The sequence below is a fragment of the Pseudomonas sp. TYF_14 genome, assembly GCF_043105275.1.
GTDB lineage: Bacteria > Pseudomonadota > Gammaproteobacteria > Pseudomonadales > Pseudomonadaceae > Aquipseudomonas > Aquipseudomonas alloputida.
Map to the genome: position 1 here is coordinate 145,485 of NZ_JBICLK010000086.1, position 17,819 is coordinate 163,303.

Consider the following 17,819-nt stretch of genomic DNA (forward strand, 5'->3'; position numbering starts at 1 on the left):
GATCACTTGAATCGAGGTTTTGACATGAAAGTTTTGATCATCGGCAGCGGTGGCCGTGAGCACGCCCTGGCCTGGAAAGTCGCCCAGGACCCACGCGTCGAGAAAGTCTTCGTTGCCCCGGGCAACGCCGGTACCGCCATTGAAGCCAAGTGCGAGAACGTCGCCATCGACGTGTGCGCCCTGGAGCAATTGGCCGACTTCGCCGAGAAAAACGTCGACCTGACCATCGTCGGCCCGGAAGCACCGCTGGTTATCGGTGTGGTCGACCTGTTCCGCAGCCGCGGCCTGGACTGCTTCGGCCCAACCAAGGGCGCGGCCCAGCTGGAAGGCTCCAAGGCCTTCACCAAGGATTTCCTGGCGCGTCACAAGATCCCGACCGCCGACTACCAGAATTTCACCGAGATCGAGCCAGCCCTGGCCTACCTGCAGGAAAAGGGCGCGCCGATTGTGATCAAGGCCGACGGCCTGGCTGCGGGCAAGGGCGTAATCGTCGCCATGACCCTGGAAGAAGCCGAAGCCGCCGTGCGTGACATGCTGGCTGGCAACGCCTTCGGTGAAGCAGGTTCGCGTGTCGTGATCGAAGAGTTTCTCGACGGCGAGGAAGCCAGCTTCATCGTCATGGTCGACGGCCACAATGTGCTGCCCATGGCCACCAGCCAGGACCACAAGCGCGTCGGCGACCAGGATACCGGCCCGAACACGGGCGGCATGGGCGCCTACTCCCCTGCCCCGGTCGTTACCGCCGACGTGCACCAGCGCGTGATGGACCAGGTGATCTGGCCAACCGTGCGCGGCATGGCCGAGGAAGGCAACGTCTACACCGGCTTCCTCTACGCCGGCCTGATGATCGACAAGGCGGGCAACCCCAAGGTCATCGAGTTCAACTGCCGCTTCGGCGACCCGGAAACCCAGCCGGTCATGCTGCGCCTGGAGTCGAGCCTGGTCCTGCTGGTGGAAGCCGCATTCGCCAAGGCACTGGACAAGGTCGAAGCACAGTGGGACCCGCGCCCGAGCCTGGGCGTGGTCCTGGCAGCGGGCGGTTACCCGGGCGACTACGCCAAGGGCAACGTGATCAACGGCCTGGACGCTGCCGCCAAGATCGAAGGCAAGGTATTCCATGCCGGTACTGCGCTCAAGGATGGCAAGGTAACCACCAACGGCGGGCGCGTGCTGTGTGCCACCGCCATGGGCAGCACCGTTGCCGACGCGCAGCAGCAGGCTTATCGCCTGGCCAAGGAAGTCAGCTGGAACGGCAGCTTCTACCGTTCCGACATCGGCTATCGGGCCATCGCCCGCGAGCGCGGTGAGCACCAGCAGTAAGTACTACCGGTATGCCGTAGCGGTTTCAGCCTGCGGCATCCGGCTCGTCGACAGGGCCCGGAATGGGCCTTGCCTTCGACTTGGCGCGCCGCGCATAGTGAGTACCCGGCACATCGGCCAAGAAGGGATTTCGTAGTGCGTCGGCTTCGGATTGCCTCAGCTCTGATCGTCAGCTTGCTGACCCTGCTCTGCATGTTTCCGGCTGCGGCCGAACATGACGGTGGCTGGACCGTTCTGCTCGACGAACAGGCCAACCTGCAACTGAGCGATGTGCGCTCCGAGCGCTATCGCAACCAGTTCAGCCCACTGCCTCTCGCCGACCTTGATGCTGCCCCGGCTGGACAGGCCTTGTGGCTGCACTATCGTCTGGCACCAGGTGACCAGGAGCAGCTGCTGCGGGTATTTGCCCCGGACCTTTCTGGCCTGGACCTCTACGCCCTCGAAGGCGAACAACTTCTGCGTCAGCTGCACCACGGGCGCCAGGCCGGCAATGCCAGCCCGACCCTGCGTGGCAGCGACCATGTATTGCCCCTGCCCAACAGCAGGCAACCGCTGGACATCTACCTGCGCCTGGTCTCAGAGCACCAGCTGCGTCCGGCCATCAGCCTTGAGCCTGCGGCCGAGGCAGCCTCGGATCAACGCCAGCCGCTGCTGTTCGGCATGCTGTTCGGCGGCCTGATCATGCTGATCATGCACAACCTGATCCGCTTCCTCTACACCCGCTCCAGCACCACCCTGATCCTGGCGCTGTACCACGGCCTGATGCTGCTCAGCGGCCTGATCCTGCTGAACCTCAGCGGCCCTTGGTGGCATGTGTGGCACAGTGCGCAAACGCCTGCCGCCTATCTGACGCTGGTCCTGGCCGGCCTGTCCGGGTTGTATTTCACTCAACATTTCTTTTCGCCGTGCAATTCGCCCCGGCTTAACCGCCTGCTGCAGGGTGAGATGCTGATTGTCGGGCTCAGTGGCCTGGTGCTGCTGTTCGTCGATACCCTGCCACTGAACCTGATGACCTACGCCCTGATGGCGCTGGGCAGCGTGAGCATGCTGCTGGTCAGCAGCTACCACTGGTACAAGGGTTATGCGCCCGGACGCCTGTTCAGCCTGGCCATGGTGGTGTTCAACCTCGGAGGCCTGGTACTGCTGCCAGCCCTGCTGGGCCTGACACGCACCTCGACACCCTGGCTGCTGTGTATCCTGCTGGGCCTGACCGTGGTCAGTGGCCTGCTGCTCAACCTGGCGGTCAGTGAACGGCTGCGGCGCATAAGCGAGGAGCGTTTCAGCGCCAGCCGTGCACTGGCCGCCAGCGATGCGGAAATCAACGCCAAAGCCGAGTTCCTGGCCAAGATCAGCCACGAAATCCGCACCCCGATGAACGGCGTGCTCGGTATGACTGAACTGCTGCTGGGCACACCGCTGTCGGTGAAGCAACGAGATTATGTGCAGACCATCCACAGCGCGGGCAACGAGCTGCTGACGCTGATCAACGAAATTCTGGACATTTCCAAGCTGGAATCCCGGCAGATCGAGCTGGATGACGTGCAGTTCGACCTTAACGCGCTGATCGAGGATTGCCTGAACATCTTCCGCGCCAAGGCCGAGCAACAGAACATCGAGCTGATCAGCTTCACCCAGCCACAAGTACCGCGGGTCATCAGCGGAGACCCGACGCGTCTGCGCCAGGCCTTGTCGAGCCTGCTGGAAAACGCCCTGAAAAACACCGACCAGGGCGAGATCCTGCTGGTGGTGGCGCTGGATCAACGCGGCGAGGTGCCACGCCTGCGTATCGCCGTGCAGGACAGCGGCGAACCGTTGCCCGCCGCCGACCGTGAAGCCTTGCTGCAGGCCGAGTTGCACAGCCACCACTTCCTTTCCAGCAACAAGCTGGGCGGCCATCTGGGGCTGGTCATCGCCAAACAGCTGATCGGTCTGATGCAGGGCGAGTTCGGCATCAAGAGCAGCACCGGCATGGGCAACACCTTGTGGCTGACCTTGCCGCTGGACCCTTCGCGCCTGGAACAGCCACCGGCGGACCTCGACAGCCCGCTGCGCGATGCCCGCGTGCTGGTGGTCGACGACAACGACACGTGCCGCAAGGTGCTTGTACAGCAGTGCAGCGCCTGGGGCATGAACGTCAGCGCGGTGCCGTCAGGCAAGGAGGCTCTGGCCCTTTTGCGCACCAAGGCGCACCTGCGCGACTACTTCGACGCGGTGCTGCTGGACCAGAACATGCCCGGCATGACCGGCATGCAGCTGGCCGCCAAGATCAAGGAAGACCCGAGCCTGAACCACGACATTTTGGTGGTGATGCTCACCGGCATCAGCAATGCGCCGAGCAAAGTCATCGCGCGCAACGCCGGGGTCAAGCGAATACTGGCCAAGCCGGTGGCCGGTTATACGTTGAAGACCACCCTGGCCGAGGAGCTGGCCCAGCGCGGCCGCGAACAGGCGATGCCTGCCAGCCTGCCTGGCATCCCGCAGGCGCTGGACCTGCCAGGCGACTTCCGCGTGCTGGTCGCCGAAGACAACAGCATCTCGACCAAGGTGATCCGCAGCATGCTCGGCAAGCTCAACCTCAAGCCCGATACCGCCTGCAATGGCGAAGAGGCCTTGCAGGCGATGAAAGCGCAGCATTATGACCTGGTGTTGATGGACTGCGAGATGCCGATACTGGACGGTTTCTCGGCCACCCAGCAGTTGCGGGCCTGGGAAGCTGAAAACCAGCGCCAGCGCACGCCGGTGGTGGCACTGACAGCGCACATACTGGCCGAACACAAGGAGCGTGCGCGGCTGGCAGGCATGGACGGACACATGGCCAAGCCGGTGGAGTTGTCGCAGTTGCGTGAGCTGATTCAATACTGGGCCAATCACCGGGAAGCCAAGGTGGACCCGGCACATACGTCCTGACCGATATCCAATGCTCTTGCAGGAGCGGCCTCGCGACACAAGGCCGCGCCGGCATAAACCCAAGGAACACTGCTCATGCTCCATGAGTTGTTCAGCGTCTACCTGAAAATGCTCGTGCTCTACAGCCCGTTCTTCGTGCTGTCGTGTTTCATCAGCCTGACCCGTGGCCACTCCAGCAAGGAGCGCAAGCAACTGGCCTGGAAGGTCGCGTTCGCAGCCTTGGTCGCCAGCGTGTTGCTGTACCTGTTCGGGCGGGCGATCTTCGGAATTTTCGGCATCACCGCCGATGCCTTCCGCATCGGTGCCGGCAGCGTGCTGTTCATTTCGGCCCTGGGCATGGCCCAGGGCAAGCCGGCGGTACAGGCAGACAACGTTCAGCAGGATGTGACCATCGTACCGCTGACCATTCCGCTGACCGTTGGCCCCGGCACCATCGGTGCCCTGCTGGTGATGGGGGTGAGCCAGCCGCACTGGGATGAAAAACTGCTGGCCATCGTCAGCATTGCCCTGGCCAGCTTTACCGTAGGGCTGGTGCTGTATCTATCGCACGGTATCGAGCGCCTGCTCGGTGACCAGGGTTTGCAAATCGTCAGCCGCCTGATGGGCCTATTCGTCTGCGCCCTGGCAGCACAGATCATCTTTACCGGGATTCGCGGCTACCTGCTGCCCTAGGGTGCAGAGCCTACAACTGCAGCTCAAGGATAGCCTTGCCATTTTGCTTGTCGACACTGGCCTGGGCCCGCTTGCGGTAGTCTTCGCGGAACCCCTGCAAGTTGAAGTGGATCACGTCGACACGCATGTCCAGGAGTTTTACTTCACTGTTCAACTGCATGAACAAGAAGCCCTTGGAGGTCTTTTTCATCGACATTTCCATGTGCACCAACACCATGTCGATGAAGCCGCTCGACTGTTGTGAGCAAGGCAGCAACTGAAAGCGCCCGACCGCTTTGGAGACTGCCCTGGATTCAAACGCGGTCAGTGCCTGGCTGTCATTGCGCAGCGCCTGAAGCGACGACTGGGCAGATTGATAATGGCCGGCGGAGCCTTTCTGGCGAATCTGGGCAAGCGCCTGATCGGCAAGGCTGGCCCTGTCCGGCCCCGGTCGAGTCGCCGTGGGCGCGAGCTTGCCATCAAAGCCCAGAAACGCAAGGTTACGCCAGTAGTTCCTGAACCAGTCCGGCTCCAGGCCTTCGTTGAAGTCCCCCCAGGCAACTTGCTGGGCAAACGCATTGGCCAACAGGATGTCGTCACGGGCTTCGCGACTAACACCTGGCAAGAATGACAGCAGGCTGCTGTGGACGAGTTTGCCACTGGCGGCACCTTGATTGAACTCACTCATTTTCGACTCCTGAGGTAGTGGCAAGTTTGACCTGGCTGCGGTACTGCAATTGCTTGACCTTGATAGCGTCATGCAAGCCCGGACTTATCGAACTGATCACTTTTTCATGGGTGAAATAATTGGCATCGAACTGCTGAGTGGCCTGGGCACTTGAAAGATTCAGCGGCTGCCACAGCCAATCCATCGCCAGATGCTCTGCTGTGCTAAAGCCCAACTCGGTACTGATGACGCCTGAATCGGCCAGTATCAGGCGCAACTCCATACGAACATGGCTCACGCCTTTATCGTCCGGGGGCTGAACACATTCCGCCCATAACAACTGTTCCATGGCATCGTCTGGTTGGGCGGAGTAGGCGTCGAGGCATGTGGCTACCGCCCCCTGCAGGGCGCTGGGCACACCTGCCAAGAGCTTGGCCCGCAGCATGTTCCACGGTTCACAGGCCACTGCGGTTGCAGCAGGCACGGCGCCGGAATGCAAGGTCGCGACAGTGCAGCCGAAGTTACCCTGAATTCGCAGATAGTCCTTGTGCCAATCAGCGTCCTGAATGGCGTGCCCCTTGTTAGCGGTCAGGTAGGCTGCCAGCTGAACATCCAACAGTGCTTCTGCTCGTGAAGCACTGACATTGTTGTCGATCAATACCAGGCTATTGCCGTTCAACCACAAAGTGTAATTGGCTTGCATCAGTATGCCCTCCAGGCCCGTCGACGCCGTGTCGACAGGCCAACTTCATGGTCAGAGTTCCAGTGCCAGCAAGACCTGCAGGGCATTGTCGTCAAGTTTGGTTTCTACAATGGCGCGAACTTTGTCATATCGGCGGCTATCGAAATTCAACACCGCACCACAGGCAAAATTGGAGGTGCCACTGCTTTCCCATTTGGCCAGGAGATAGTTGGCAGACTTGTCAGGCTTGGCGTCGGTCTGGATCGCACTGACCAGCATCGCCACCTGCCCTTCGCCGGTTTGCTCGCACTTGACCAGGCTCAGCTCGGTTCGGTCATCTTCCACCGACTTGCGATTGAGCAACTCGACGTTTTTGGTACTGGCGGCCAAGGCTGAAACAACCGTTTTGCCGAGATTGTCCAGGGCCATTGCTACATCGCCAGTGAAAGCGCCATATGCTGCCTGCAGGCCCTTGCCCAGCAGGTTGCTGATCTCAAGGTGCATATTGCGTTCAGTGAGCTGCTGTACGTCGACATTGGTTGACGCCCAGCCCAATTTGGACATCAGGTAGATGTAGTGCTTGAACCAAAGCTGCGTTTCACGCATAGGGTCATGCTGCCTGTTGGCACCTTGCGTAGCCAAGGCATGACAAGCCTTTGCAGCATCGCGGTTTAGCTCACTCATTTGGTCGGGGAACACGAACAGATTCTTGTCCGGCAGAACCTGAAGCTGCAGCTTCTCTTTATCGGTCGTCATGGGAAAGGTCTCCAGGAAGGGTACGGTTGGAGCCAAATAGCTCCAGCCGAAAACCTACCTGTGACCTTTACCTCAATCTGCCACGAAGCAGTTCCTCATCTGCCCGCGCTGCCGCCGCTTACGGCTTTGCGCCATACCAGCGCGGGGTATAGACCCAAACCCCGCCAGCTGCGCGGTCGAAAGTGCAGGTAGTGGACGATCCAACCAGCACCATGGTGCGCATGTCGACCATTTCTGGCAGCAGTTCGGCCAAGGTGACTACCTTCAGCGTCTGCCCCGGCCTACCGATGTCACGGCCAAGGACTACAGGCGTGTTCCCGTCACGATGTCGGCGCACAACCTCCAGGGCCACACCGAGCTGGTGCGGCCTGGCCTTGGAGATCGGGTTGTAGAAGGCCAGCACCAGGTCGGCCTGGGCAGCCAGGTTCAGGCGCTTTTCAATGATCGACCAAGGCTTGAGGTTGTCCGACAGCGACATCACGCAGAAGTCATGCCCCAGCGGTGCACCTGCCTGGGCGGCGGTTGCCAGCGAGGCGGATACTCCCGGCAAGATCTGCAGGTCAACGCGATGCCAGGTGGGGTCGCTGGATTCGTGCAATGCTTCGAGCACCGCAGCGGCCATGGCGAAAACGCCCGGGTCGCCTGACGACACCACCACCACCGAACGGCCTTGGGCCGCCAGTTCGAAGGCATGTCGGGCGCGCTGCATCTCTTCGCGGTTGTCGGTGCAGTGCAGCACCTGGTCGCCGCGGAACGGGCCAGCCATGCGCACGTAGGTTTCGTAACCGAGCACATCTTCGGCCTGCGCAAGTTCGGCCTTGACCGCGGGCACCATCAGTTCCGCCGCACCTGGGCCAAGGCCGATGACCGCCAGGCGACCGCGACGGCGGCCGACCTGCACTACGTCGACCGGGGCAGGCGCCACCGCGACCACGACTTCTTCAAGCGCTATCAACTCGGCATCGGGCACCGCCGCAGCGACCATGCTGGCCACATCGCCAGGGCCGGTGGCAAAGCGCAGGGGTACACCCAGTGCCTGCGCAGCTTCGTGCAGGGCGCTGTCGGCCATGGTTCGCTCGTCGGCCAGCACGCAGGCAACCGAGGGCTCGGCGATGCCGGCCTGCTGCAGTGCTGCGCGAATACTGCGCAGATTGCCACCTGCAACGCCCACGACCACCTGGCGCGGGTGGATAAGCAGCTCGTCGCGGTTGGCCGGACGCGCCTGATGCCCCACATGGATGGTGCGCTGCGCCGCTTCGCTGGCGGGCAACTGCGCCAGCTGCAGCCACGGTGCGTTACCTTCGATACGCACGGACTCACCTGCCAGCAGGTCGGATACAAAGCGCTTGCCTTGCTCGATGTCCGCCAATGCATAGCCCTGGGGCGGGTTCAGCAGGCAAGTACCGAAGCGCAGCTCGCCACTGGTGGTGATGGCGGCGGAAACGCCCAGCGCGTCAGCGATTTCGCGCGCCATCACGTTCACCCCGCCGAGGCCGCCGAGCAACGGCACTACCGCGCTACCATCCTCGGCCACGGCCAGTACCGGCGGCTCGCTGCCCTTCTCGCTGAGCAGGCTGGCCAGGCTGCGGATGACGATACCCGCGGCGCACAACGCGATGATCGGCGTGTCTTGCTGGTACAACCCGCGAAGGGTATCGCCAAACGACGCGTACGACTGGTCCGCACCCTCGACACGCCCCTCGAGGCCATGGATCGTGGCCTGTGGATAACAGGCCTGGATACGCTGCGCCGTCGCCAGGCTGCCCGGGCCGAGAATGACGATGGCTGGTGCCTTGTGCATGTTCAGCCCTGCCATTTTTCCCCCGGCACGATGATCAACGAGAAGTAGGGCGACGACTGCGGGTCGACCTGGTCCAGCGGCACGATCTTCTGGTTGGCCATGGTCGCCCGTTCCACATACAGTGCACGCCTGTCCAGGCCCAGTTCGGCCAGCACTTCGCGCACCTTGGGGAAGTTGCGCCCAAGTTTCATGATCACCGCTGCATCGGCGTCGGCCAGACGGCGCTTGAGCTCTTGAGCGGGCAACACGCCGGACAACACCGACAGGCTCTGGTTACGGTACACCAGCGGTGCCCCCAGCACCGAAGCGCCACCGAGCATGGAGCAGACACCCGGAATCACTTCGGCGTCATAGCGCTGCGCCAGGCGGTCATGCAAGTACATGTAGGAGCCATAGAAGAACGGGTCGCCTTCGCAAATCACCGCCACGTCGCGGCCGGCATCCAGGTGCTCGGCCACCTGTACGCTGGCTTCGTCGTAGAAGTCGCTGATCACTTGCTCATAGGACAGCGGCGCCGGCAGCACTTCGGTGGTGACCGGGTAGACCAGCGGCAGCAAGGTCTGCTCGGGCTGCAGGTGCGCCTCGATAATGCCGAAGGCATTGCCACGCTTGCCCTTGGCCACGAAGTAGCCGACCACCGGCGCCTCACGCAACAGGCGCAGGGCCTTGAGGGTAATCAGTTCAGGATCGCCAGGGCCCACGCCCAGGCCAAGCAGTCGTCCGCGCGGCGCCATCATTCCACCTCCGTGGCCAGGGCGTTGACCGCCGCGGCGGCCATCGCGCTGCCGCCCAGGCGGCCTTGCATGATCACGAACGGCACGCCACGGCTGTCGGCGGCGAGCATGGCCTTGGACTCGGCAGCGCCGACGAAACCGACCGGGAAACCGAGGATCAGCGCCGGCTTGGGCGCACCGGCGTCGAGCATTTCCAACAGGTAGAACAGCGCAGTAGGGGCGTTGCCGATGACCACCACGCTGCCCTCCAGGTAAGGGCGCCACAGTTCCAGGGCTACGGCGGAGCGTGTGTTGCCGGCGTCTTTGGCCAGGCCCGGCACGCTGGGGTCACGCAGGGTGCAGATGACTTTGTTGTCAGCTGGCAAGCGGGCCCGGGTGATCCCTTCGGCCACCATGTGCGCATCGCAAAGGATCGGCGCGCCGTTGAGCAGCGCCTCACGCCCGGCCCGGCCGGCACCGTCTGAGAACTGCAGGCCATCGATGGCGTCGACCATGCCACAGGCGTGGATCACGCGCACGGCGAGCTTTTCAAGGTCTGCGGGGATCCGCTCGAGTCGGGCTTCCTCACGGATGATCCGGAAGGAGTTGCGATAGATCTCCTGACCATCGCGGATGTAGTCAATCATCAAGGTGCTCCGTCGGCAGGTCGAGCATGGCGCCTGCTTCATTCAAGGTAAGGTCGGTGGCGCGCAGGGCACCGAAACCCGGCTGGCGCGCATCACGCAGGTACAGGTCGTAACGGCCCGGCGAACGGGCCAGCAAAGTGGCCGGGGCAACATGGGCCACGGCGCAGGAACGGGGGCAGCCGGACAGGTGCACGCTGGCCGGCACGCCAGGGCCCAGCAGCGCGGCCAGGACAACGGCGTCAGCCTTGGTCTCGGCAAGGGCCTTGGCGCAGCCGCTGGCACCGGTGCAGGCGCTGATACGCGCCAGGGGTTCACGGTCGTGGCACAACAACCCCAGCGCAGACAGCTCGGCCAGGGCCTGATCGATGTGCTGCGCTTGCAGGTTGCTCAGCACCAGGCTTTGCCAGGGACTAAGGCGCATGCTGGCATCGCCCAGTTCACGGGCAATACGTGCGGCGCCACGCAGCATCGCGGGGGTCAGGCGGCCTTGCGGCGGGGCAACGCCAAGGGCAATACCCTGCGCCTGGGGCAACCTGCCCAACCACGAGGCGCGGTGCTGTTCACGCCGCCAGGTGAGCACGGCGGCATCGCGGCGGATATCCAGGCCGAGCTCAGCGACAAAATCGGCTGTCGGGTACACCTCAAGCAGGTGGCGCATGCGCGTCTGCGTCGGGGATGCCAGATCGAGGAAGCGCTCCAGCACGGCGCGCACCAGCATCAGACCCTGCGTCAGCGGCACCGCACCGAGCGCCTGGCCCTCTGCCGGGCACCCTGCCAGGCCAAACGCCAGCCAGGTCTGCTGGTCCAGGTGCAGGGGCGACAGCCACAGGTCATGGGGGTGTTCGAGCATCGCCAGGCGCTCGCCTGCATCCAGCTGCACAGCGAACTTGGCCGACAGCTGGTGAAAGCGCGGGGTGCCTTCCAACAGGTCGAGGATCTGCCCGGCCAGCGGCCTGGCGTCCAGCAGCATGAGCGGGTCATGCCCGGCCAGTGGGCTGAGCATCACGTTGCGCACATCGTCACCCGCGGCATCGCGTGGTCCCAGGCCGGCTGCGAGCAGTGCCTCGACCAAAGCGCGATGCTCGCTGCCAATGCCACGAATCTGCAGGTTGCCACGGTTGGTGGCCTCGATCACGCCGCCAGCAAAACGCTCCGCCGCCGCCGCCACGGCTTCAGCCTGCTCGGCCAGCAGCAGGCCACCCGGCAGCTTGATGCGGCAGATACCGCCATCACGGGCACTGACGATGCGCCACAACCCCGGGCAGGCCGAGGGACGAGGGATGACAGTGGGGGCTTCGGCCTGGGTCAATGGGGTGTCCGGCAATCTGTGAAAGTGCGCTTGAGTGTAGAAGGCGCGGTATTATGCCTGCTTTGTCCGGCGGCATGAAAAGCCGGTGGTCGAGCATCCTCGGCGATCAAGTAGAAATTCAGGACCGCGTCGCCTTCTTCACGGGCTCGCCCGCTCCCACAGGATCACTGCAGGCTGCACATGCTGCACTGTACCTGTAGGAGCGGGCTTGCCCGCGAAGGGGCGCGAAGCGGCCCCAAAAATGGCGGATTGAAATACATGACACCCTGGCTGACAGTAGTAGGCATCGGCGAAGACGGCTTCAGCGGCCTGGGCAAACAGGCCCGGCGCGCCCTGCTGGGCGCTGGCCGGGTCTTCGGCAGCCCGCGCCAGCTGGCCTTGCTGCCACGTTGCGTGACCGCTGAACAGCTGGCCTGGCCCAGCCCGTTCTCGCTGGCCCCGGTGCTGGCCCTTCGCGGCGAGCCGGTGTGCGTGCTGGCCAGCGGTGACCCTATGTTCTACGGCGTCGGCGCCAGCCTGGCACGCCAGGTGCCTGCTACAGAAATGCGCGTGTTGTCGCTGCCCTCTTCCTGCGCCCTGGCCGCTGCCCGCCTGGGCTGGCCGCTGCAGGACCTGCAGGTGGTGTCGCTGGTGGCCCGCCCCCTGGCAGCGCTCAATGCCCACTTGTACAGCGGCATGCGCCTGCTGGTGCTGAGCAACGATGGCGACAGCCCGGCGGCAATTGCCGCGCAACTGCGCGAGCACGGCTTCGGCCCTAGCCGCCTGCAGGTGTTCGAGCACCTGGGGGGCGTGGACGAACGTGCACTGGCCGGCACCGCCCAGGACTGGCCGCACACCGGTATCGCGGCGCTCAACCTGGTCGCCATCGAATGCCTGGCTACACCGGATGCCCCCCGCCTGCACCGGCTGGCCGGGCTGCCAGACGCCGCATACCGGCACGATGGCCAGTTGACCAAGCGTGATGTCCGCGCCATCACCCTGGCGCGCCTGGCACCGCAGCCTGGCGAACTGTTGTGGGATGTGGGCGCGGGCTGCGGCTCGATCGGCATCGAATGGATGCGCGCCCACCCGGCATGCCGCGCGCTGGCCATCGAGGCCGACGAAGGCCGCCAGGGTTTGATCGAGCATAACCGCGATGCATTGGGTGTACCCGGCCTGCAACTGATTCGCGGCAAGGCGCCAGCGGCGCTGCAAGGCCTGGAACAACCGGATGCAATCTTCATTGGAGGCGGCGTTACCCGCACAGGTGTACTGGACCTGTGCTGGGCAAGCCTGCGCCCCGGCGGCCGCCTGGTGGCCAACGCCGTCACCCTGCAAAGCGAACTGGCCCTCGCGCACTTTCGCGAACAGCACGGTGGTGAGCTGACCCGCATCCATGTCGCGCATGCCCAGCCCTTGGGTGCATTCGACACTTGGCGCCAGGCGCTGCCGATCACCCTTCTCGAAGTACTGAAACCCGCCGATGCGTGAAGAAACCCGCGAACAGCCCGCGCCTCTGCGCAGCGGCCTTACCACCGGCAGCTGCGCCACCGCCACCAGCCTGGCAGCGGCCAAGCTGCTGCTCACCGGGCAGCGTAACGATGCGGTGGACATCACCCTGCCCAAAGGCAAGGTCGTGCAGATGCGCCTGGAATTCTGCCGCCTGATCGGCGAGTGCGCCGAAGCCGGCACCCTCAAGGATGCAGGTGACGACCCGGACGTGACCCACGGTGCCCTGGTCTATAGCCAGGTGCGCCTGCTGGCGGAACCTGGCATTGGTTTTGTCGCCGGCAGCGGCGTGGGCACGGTGACCCGGCCGGGGCTGGTGCTGGCTGTGGGTGAACCGGCCATCAACCCGGTGCCTCGGCGCATGATCAGTGAACACCTGCAACACCTGGCCGACGCGTGTGGCTACCTTGGCGGCTTCGAGGTCACGGTCAATGTGCAAGGTGGCGAGCAGCTGGCCCTGAAAACCATGAACCCGCGTCTGGGCATTCTCGGTGGGCTGTCGATCCTCGGCACCAGCGGCATCGTGCGGCCGTTCTCCTGCGCGGCCTACATTGCCTCGATCCACCAAGGCATCGACGTGGCCCACACCAATGGCTACACGCACATAGCCGCGTGCACCGGCAATGCCAGCGAAGACACCATGCGCCGCGTCTACGGTCTGCCGGAAATCGCCCTGATCGAAATGGGCGATTTCGTCGGCGCGGTGCTCAAGCACCTGCGCAAGGTACCGGTGCCGCGCCTGACCCTGTGCGGCGGCTTCGGCAAGATCAGCAAACTGGCCGCCGGGCACATGGACCTGCACAGCCGTCACTCCAGCATCGACTTGCCGCAACTGGCAGGTTGGGCCGCAGACATTGGCGCTGACGAGGCGTTGCAGGCTGCCATCAGCGGCGCCAACACCAGCCAGCAAGCGCTCGCCCTGGCTCATGCGGCCGGCATTGCCCTGGGTGACGCGGTGTGTGCCCACGCCCTGGCCTTCGCCCGTAGCGTCGTGCCGGCGCAGGTGCACGTGGAAGTGTTCGCCATCGACCGCCAAGGCGGCATCGTCGGCCAGGCGGGTGTGCAATGACTGCGCGCATCCTGTTGCTGGGAGGGGTCACTGAAGCCCTGGCGATGGCCCGCCAACTCGGGCCTCGACATGTCTACAGCCTGGCCGGTATCGGCCGCGTGCCCCAGGGCTTGCAATGCCAGGTGCGGGTCGGGGGCTATGGCGGTGTCGAGGGCCTGACCCGCTACCTGCGCGAAGCGGGCATCACCCTGCTGATCGACGCCACCCACCCCTATGCCGCGCAAATCAGCCGCAATGCCGCCAGCGCCGCACGCAACGCCGGCATCCCGTGCTGGGCCTTGCGTCGTCCCGCCTGGCAGGCGCAAGCAGGGGACGACTGGCGAGAAGTCGAGGATTGGGCAGGGTTGATCGAAGCACTGAAGCCGTTCCGCAGGCCACTGTTCACGCTAGGACGCGAGCCGCTGCAGCACCTGGACGAGATTCCGCCGGAGCAGTTCTGGACCTTGCGTGCGCTGGAGGCGTGCCCTGGCAACGAGCGCTGTGAAGTGATTGGCGCACGTGGGCCGTTCCATATCGAGGATGAGCGGGCGTTGTTCCAGCGCCGCCACATCGATGTGCTGATCAGCAAGAACAGCGGCAGTGTGGCGACCGAGCCGAAGCTGGAAGTGGCGCGGGAGCTTGGCGTGCCGGTGCTTGTCCTGAAACGTCCGACGCTGCCGGAGGTGGACCGGGCATTCGACTCACTGACGGATCTGGCCACAGCGCTCGCCCTTTAGGCGCTGCCCTTTCGCAACACAAAGGCACTCCTACAAGGATTTCAGACTTTTCTTCCAACCAACCCAGTGGCCCGTTGCAGATCTGCTGCCTTAAACTCGACGCCCCTCCCCCGGAAGGTTTCACCCATATGGAAATGCAATGGTGGATCTGGCTGGTCTTCGGCATTGCGCTGATCCTGCTTGAACTGGTCCTCCCAACGTTCTTCATACTCTGGTTCGGCATCGGCGCCGTGCTGGTCTCGCTTATCTCGCTCGCCGCACCCAGCCTGCAACTGGACATGCAGGTCCTGCTGTGGGTACTGCTGTCGTCGGCCACCACCGTGCTGTGGTTCAAAGTGTTCCGGCGCAAGCAGCCGGATGTGCGCTGGACCGCCGACAGCGTGATCGGCGAAGTGGGCCTGCTGACCGCTCCCGTGTCGGAGTTCCAGAAAGGCCGCGTACGCTTCCAGAAGCCGATCCTCGGCAACGAAGAATGGACCTGCATCGCCGATAGCCAGATCGCCGCCGGCGAGCGGGTACGCCTGACCGCCATCGAGGGGAACACCGCCCGCGTTATCCGGGCCTGAATCCGCATTAAAAGGAATTTTGCAGCATGACCAGCCTCATCGTCGTCGGCGCCATCGCCCTGTTCGTCCTGATCACCGTGTTCAAGGGGGTGCGCATCGTGCCCCAGGGCGAGGAGTGGATCGTCGAACGCCTGGGTCGCTACCACAGCACCCTCAAGCCGGGCCTGAACATTGTCATCCCCTACATGGACGTTGTCGCCTACCGCCTGCCGACCAAGGACATCATCCTCGATGTGCAGCAGCAGGAAATCATCACCAAGGACAACGCGGTAATCGTCGCCAACGCCCTGTGTTTCGCCAAGGTAGTCGACCCGCAGAAAGCCTCGTATGGTGTGCAGGACTTCTCGTTCGCCGTCACCAGCCTGACCATGACCTCGCTGCGCGCCATCGTCGGTGCAATGGACCTCGACGAGGCGCTGTCCAGCCGCGAGCAGATCAAGGCCCGCCTGCGCGATGCAATGTCCGAGCAGACCGAAGACTGGGGCGTGACCGTGCGCTCGGTGGAGATTCAAGACATCAAACCCTCGGAAAACATGCAGTTGGCCATGGAACGCCAGGCCGCAGCCGAACGTGAGCGCAAGGCCGACGTTACCCGCGCCGAAGGGGCCAAGCAGGCGGCGATCCTCGAAGCAGAGGCGCGCCTGCAGGCGGCCAGGCTGGATGCCGAGGCACAGATCAGCCTGGCCGAGGCCTCGGCGCGCTCGATTTCGCTGGTGAAGGAAGCGGTAGGCAACGAAACCGTACCGGCGATGTACCTATTGGGCGAACGCTATGTGGGCGCGATGGAGAATCTCGCGGGGAGCAGCAATGCCAAGGTGGTGGTGTTGCCGGCTGACCTGCAAGAGACCGTGCGCGGGTTGATGGGCCGCAACAAGGTTTGAGAGTGTCGGGGGCGCTTTGCGCCCCTATCGCGACACAAGGCCCCACAGGACAGCGCAGTATTCGAGGCTGCCGCAATTCTGTGGGAGCGGCCTTGTGTCGCGATGGGCTGCACAGCAGCCCCCATTACCAGACCACCTGCGTCACTTCACCGCACCCCGGCATTTTTACCTATACTCCGCCGTACAATAGCCACCACGATTCCTGACCGGATCTCTCCATGCCCCCACGTCGGCACATTGCCTGGATAGCCTGCCTTGCAGTGCTGTTCAACCTGCTGGCCATGCCGCTGTCTTCTGCTGCGCCCAAGGGCACGGCCGAGCAGCTGCTGTGGGGGGCTTTCTGTTCCAGCATGGCCAACAAGGCCAACGTCGACGTTCAGGCCCTGGCCAAGATCGACCTCGGCCCGCAAAGTGACGACAGCGTCGGCATGATGAACTGCTGGTGCTGCTCCGGTGCCGTGCCGCTGCTGGCCCTGCCCGGCTACCCGCCACAGTTGCACAACCCGCCGACACTGCTCAGCGGGCTGCTGCCGCCACCTGCCAAGTACACACCCACGCCCCGCCAGCTCTGGCCTGGGCTAAACCCTCGTGCCTCTCCGCTAGCCTGAGTTCATCATGCTGTCTGCCTGAACCAGAACGGAAACGGAGATTCACCATGCTCAAGCACGCCCTCGTCATGGCCGCCCTGCTGCTGCCTGGCGCCTTTGCCAATGCCCACGAATACAGCGTGGGTGACCTGCACATTGCCCACCCGTGGTCGCTGCAGTTGCCACCCAACGCGCCTAACGTCGCCGCGTATTTCGTGGTGCACAACAATGGCCAGGCTGATGACCGCCTGCTCAGCGTCGACAGCCCCATCAGCGATGACGCGCAACTTCACGAGCATGCCATGAGCGCCACTGGCGCCATGAAGATGCAACAGGTGCCCAGCGTGGTAGTGCCTGCCGGCAAGGACCTGACCTTTGCCCCCGGTGCCTACCATGTGATGCTGATGCAGCCCAAGGACCGCAGCCTGCTCAGCGACGGCAAACGCTTCCCGTTGACCCTGCACTTCGAAAAGGCCGGCGACATCACCGTCGAAGTGGCCGTACAGAAGCAGGCGCCTGCGGACCAACCGCAAGCCCACGAACACGCGCACTGATACCTGCTGACAGGCACGCGCCATGAGCCTGCCGCGCCACAGCATCGGCCGTACCACCCGCCCTGACCTCAGGCGCGCCGGTGGCGGATGGCTGAGCCTGTTCGCCATGTGGATGATCTTCATCGGCCCGCTGATCTCCCAGTCGATGCCGATGGACCACCACGCGGGCATGAACATGCCGATGGACATGCCGATGGCGGCTGCCCATCAGCATGGCGGCGACGCCCATCACGGCCACGGCGGCGATGGCCAGTTGCATGTGATGTGGGAAAAGTGCGGTTACTGCAGCCTGTTGTTCAACTGCCCGGCCCTGCCCCAGGCCCTCAGCCCGCTCAGCGCCGGCAGCATCGCCCCCACCACCCACCTGCTTGCGCCAACGCACCAGGGCCATGCCCGGCAGGCTGTATTCCCTGGTGCGCGCAGCCGCGCCCCGCCTTCTTCGATCAACGTCTGAAACAACATTTTGCGCACGAAGCCAGGAGGCTTCGCGCTAACTCATGACTGA

18 protein-coding genes are annotated in these 17,819 nt (G+C 63.9%); 11 read left to right on the forward strand and 7 right to left on the reverse strand.

Translation table 11 applies throughout. The annotated features are described in order from the left end of the window. Window positions 1-24: 24 nt before the first annotated feature. From purD to ACF8O8_RS23405, 3 genes are all read left to right on the forward strand, one after another. A complete protein-coding gene (purD, locus tag ACF8O8_RS23395; RefSeq protein ID WP_392510564.1) occupies window positions 25-1,320 on the forward strand; it encodes a phosphoribosylamine--glycine ligase in 1,296 nt (431 codons plus the stop codon). 135 nt (window positions 1,321-1,455) lie between these two features. After that, window positions 1,456-4,227 (forward strand): hybrid sensor histidine kinase/response regulator, encoded by a 2,772-nt coding sequence (locus ACF8O8_RS23400; RefSeq protein ID WP_010955433.1) that lies wholly within the window; start codon window positions 1,456-1,458, stop codon window positions 4,225-4,227. 75 nt (window positions 4,228-4,302) lie between these two features. Then, window positions 4,303-4,899: a MarC family protein gene (locus tag ACF8O8_RS23405; RefSeq protein WP_010955434.1), complete on the forward strand. Its 597-nt coding sequence runs from the start codon at window positions 4,303-4,305 to the stop codon at window positions 4,897-4,899. Window positions 4,900-4,909: 10 nt separating this feature from the next. On the opposite strand, the gene ACF8O8_RS23410 is transcribed toward ACF8O8_RS23405, so the two are convergent. From ACF8O8_RS23410 to cobG, 7 genes are all read right to left on the reverse strand, one after another. Next, the gene (locus ACF8O8_RS23410; RefSeq protein WP_392510565.1) at window positions 4,910-5,566 is read right to left on the reverse strand and encodes a hypothetical protein; all 657 of its coding nucleotides are present in this window, start codon (window positions 5,564-5,566) and stop codon (window positions 4,910-4,912) included. Further along, on the reverse strand, window positions 5,559-6,248 hold the full coding sequence (locus ACF8O8_RS23415; protein ID WP_350298533.1) for a hypothetical protein: 690 nt from the start codon (window positions 6,246-6,248) through the stop codon (window positions 5,559-5,561). The genes ACF8O8_RS23410 and ACF8O8_RS23415 overlap by 8 nt, the downstream gene beginning before the upstream one ends. A 51-nt stretch (window positions 6,249-6,299) precedes the next feature. Further along, window positions 6,300-6,983, reverse strand: coding sequence for a hypothetical protein (locus ACF8O8_RS23420; RefSeq protein WP_049586726.1), 684 nt, complete (start codon window positions 6,981-6,983; stop codon window positions 6,300-6,302). A gap of 118 nt (window positions 6,984-7,101) precedes the next feature. Beyond that, window positions 7,102-8,799, reverse strand: a complete 1,698-nt coding sequence (cobJ, locus tag ACF8O8_RS23425; RefSeq protein WP_392510566.1) for a precorrin-3B C(17)-methyltransferase — start codon at window positions 8,797-8,799, stop codon at window positions 7,102-7,104. Continuing rightward, a complete protein-coding gene (locus tag ACF8O8_RS23430; RefSeq protein WP_049586741.1) occupies window positions 8,787-9,518 on the reverse strand; it encodes a precorrin-2 C(20)-methyltransferase in 732 nt (243 codons plus the stop codon). Before ACF8O8_RS23430 ends, cobJ begins: the two co-directional genes overlap by 13 nt. Next, window positions 9,518-10,144 (reverse strand): precorrin-8X methylmutase, encoded by a 627-nt coding sequence (locus ACF8O8_RS23435; protein WP_003249670.1) that lies wholly within the window; start codon window positions 10,142-10,144, stop codon window positions 9,518-9,520. Before ACF8O8_RS23435 ends, ACF8O8_RS23430 begins: the two co-directional genes overlap by 1 nt. Next, entirely contained in the window at window positions 10,137-11,468 is a 1,332-nt protein-coding gene (cobG, locus tag ACF8O8_RS23440; RefSeq protein ID WP_392510567.1) for a precorrin-3B synthase, read from the reverse strand. Before cobG ends, ACF8O8_RS23435 begins: the two co-directional genes overlap by 8 nt. A gap of 243 nt (window positions 11,469-11,711) precedes the next feature. Between cobG and cbiE the strand changes: the two genes are divergently transcribed. The 8 genes from cbiE (at window position 11,712) to ACF8O8_RS23480 (ending at window position 17,768) form a co-directional block, all read left to right on the forward strand. Next, window positions 11,712-12,923: a precorrin-6y C5,15-methyltransferase (decarboxylating) subunit CbiE gene (gene cbiE, locus ACF8O8_RS23445; protein ID WP_392510568.1), complete on the forward strand. Its 1,212-nt coding sequence runs from the start codon at window positions 11,712-11,714 to the stop codon at window positions 12,921-12,923. Then, window positions 12,916-14,010, forward strand: coding sequence for a cobalt-precorrin-5B (C(1))-methyltransferase (locus ACF8O8_RS23450; RefSeq protein ID WP_392510569.1), 1,095 nt, complete (start codon window positions 12,916-12,918; stop codon window positions 14,008-14,010). Before cbiE ends, ACF8O8_RS23450 begins: the two co-directional genes overlap by 8 nt. Further along, window positions 14,007-14,726, forward strand: a complete 720-nt coding sequence (locus ACF8O8_RS23455; RefSeq protein WP_010955440.1) for a cobalt-precorrin-6A reductase — start codon at window positions 14,007-14,009, stop codon at window positions 14,724-14,726. The genes ACF8O8_RS23450 and ACF8O8_RS23455 overlap by 4 nt, the downstream gene beginning before the upstream one ends. A 128-nt stretch (window positions 14,727-14,854) precedes the next feature. Continuing rightward, the gene (locus tag ACF8O8_RS23460) at window positions 14,855-15,292 is read left to right on the forward strand and encodes an NfeD family protein (protein WP_003249659.1); all 438 of its coding nucleotides are present in this window, start codon (window positions 14,855-14,857) and stop codon (window positions 15,290-15,292) included. Window positions 15,293-15,318: 26 nt separating this feature from the next. Then, window positions 15,319-16,173 carry an SPFH domain-containing protein gene (locus tag ACF8O8_RS23465; protein ID WP_012053830.1) on the forward strand — a complete coding sequence of 285 codons (855 nt, stop codon included), beginning with the start codon at window positions 15,319-15,321 and terminating at the stop codon, window positions 16,171-16,173. Window positions 16,174-16,391: 218 nt separating this feature from the next. Continuing rightward, window positions 16,392-16,781, forward strand: a complete 390-nt coding sequence (locus ACF8O8_RS23470; protein ID WP_010955443.1) for a DUF2946 domain-containing protein — start codon at window positions 16,392-16,394, stop codon at window positions 16,779-16,781. A 47-nt stretch (window positions 16,782-16,828) separates the two neighbouring features. Continuing rightward, complete coding sequence (locus ACF8O8_RS23475) at window positions 16,829-17,314, forward strand: copper chaperone PCu(A)C (protein ID WP_003249653.1); 486 nt, start codon at window positions 16,829-16,831, stop codon at window positions 17,312-17,314. 22 nt (window positions 17,315-17,336) lie between these two features. Then, entirely contained in the window at window positions 17,337-17,768 is a 432-nt protein-coding gene (locus ACF8O8_RS23480) for a DUF2946 domain-containing protein (RefSeq protein ID WP_010955444.1), read from the forward strand. Window positions 17,769-17,819: the final 51 nt, after the last annotated feature.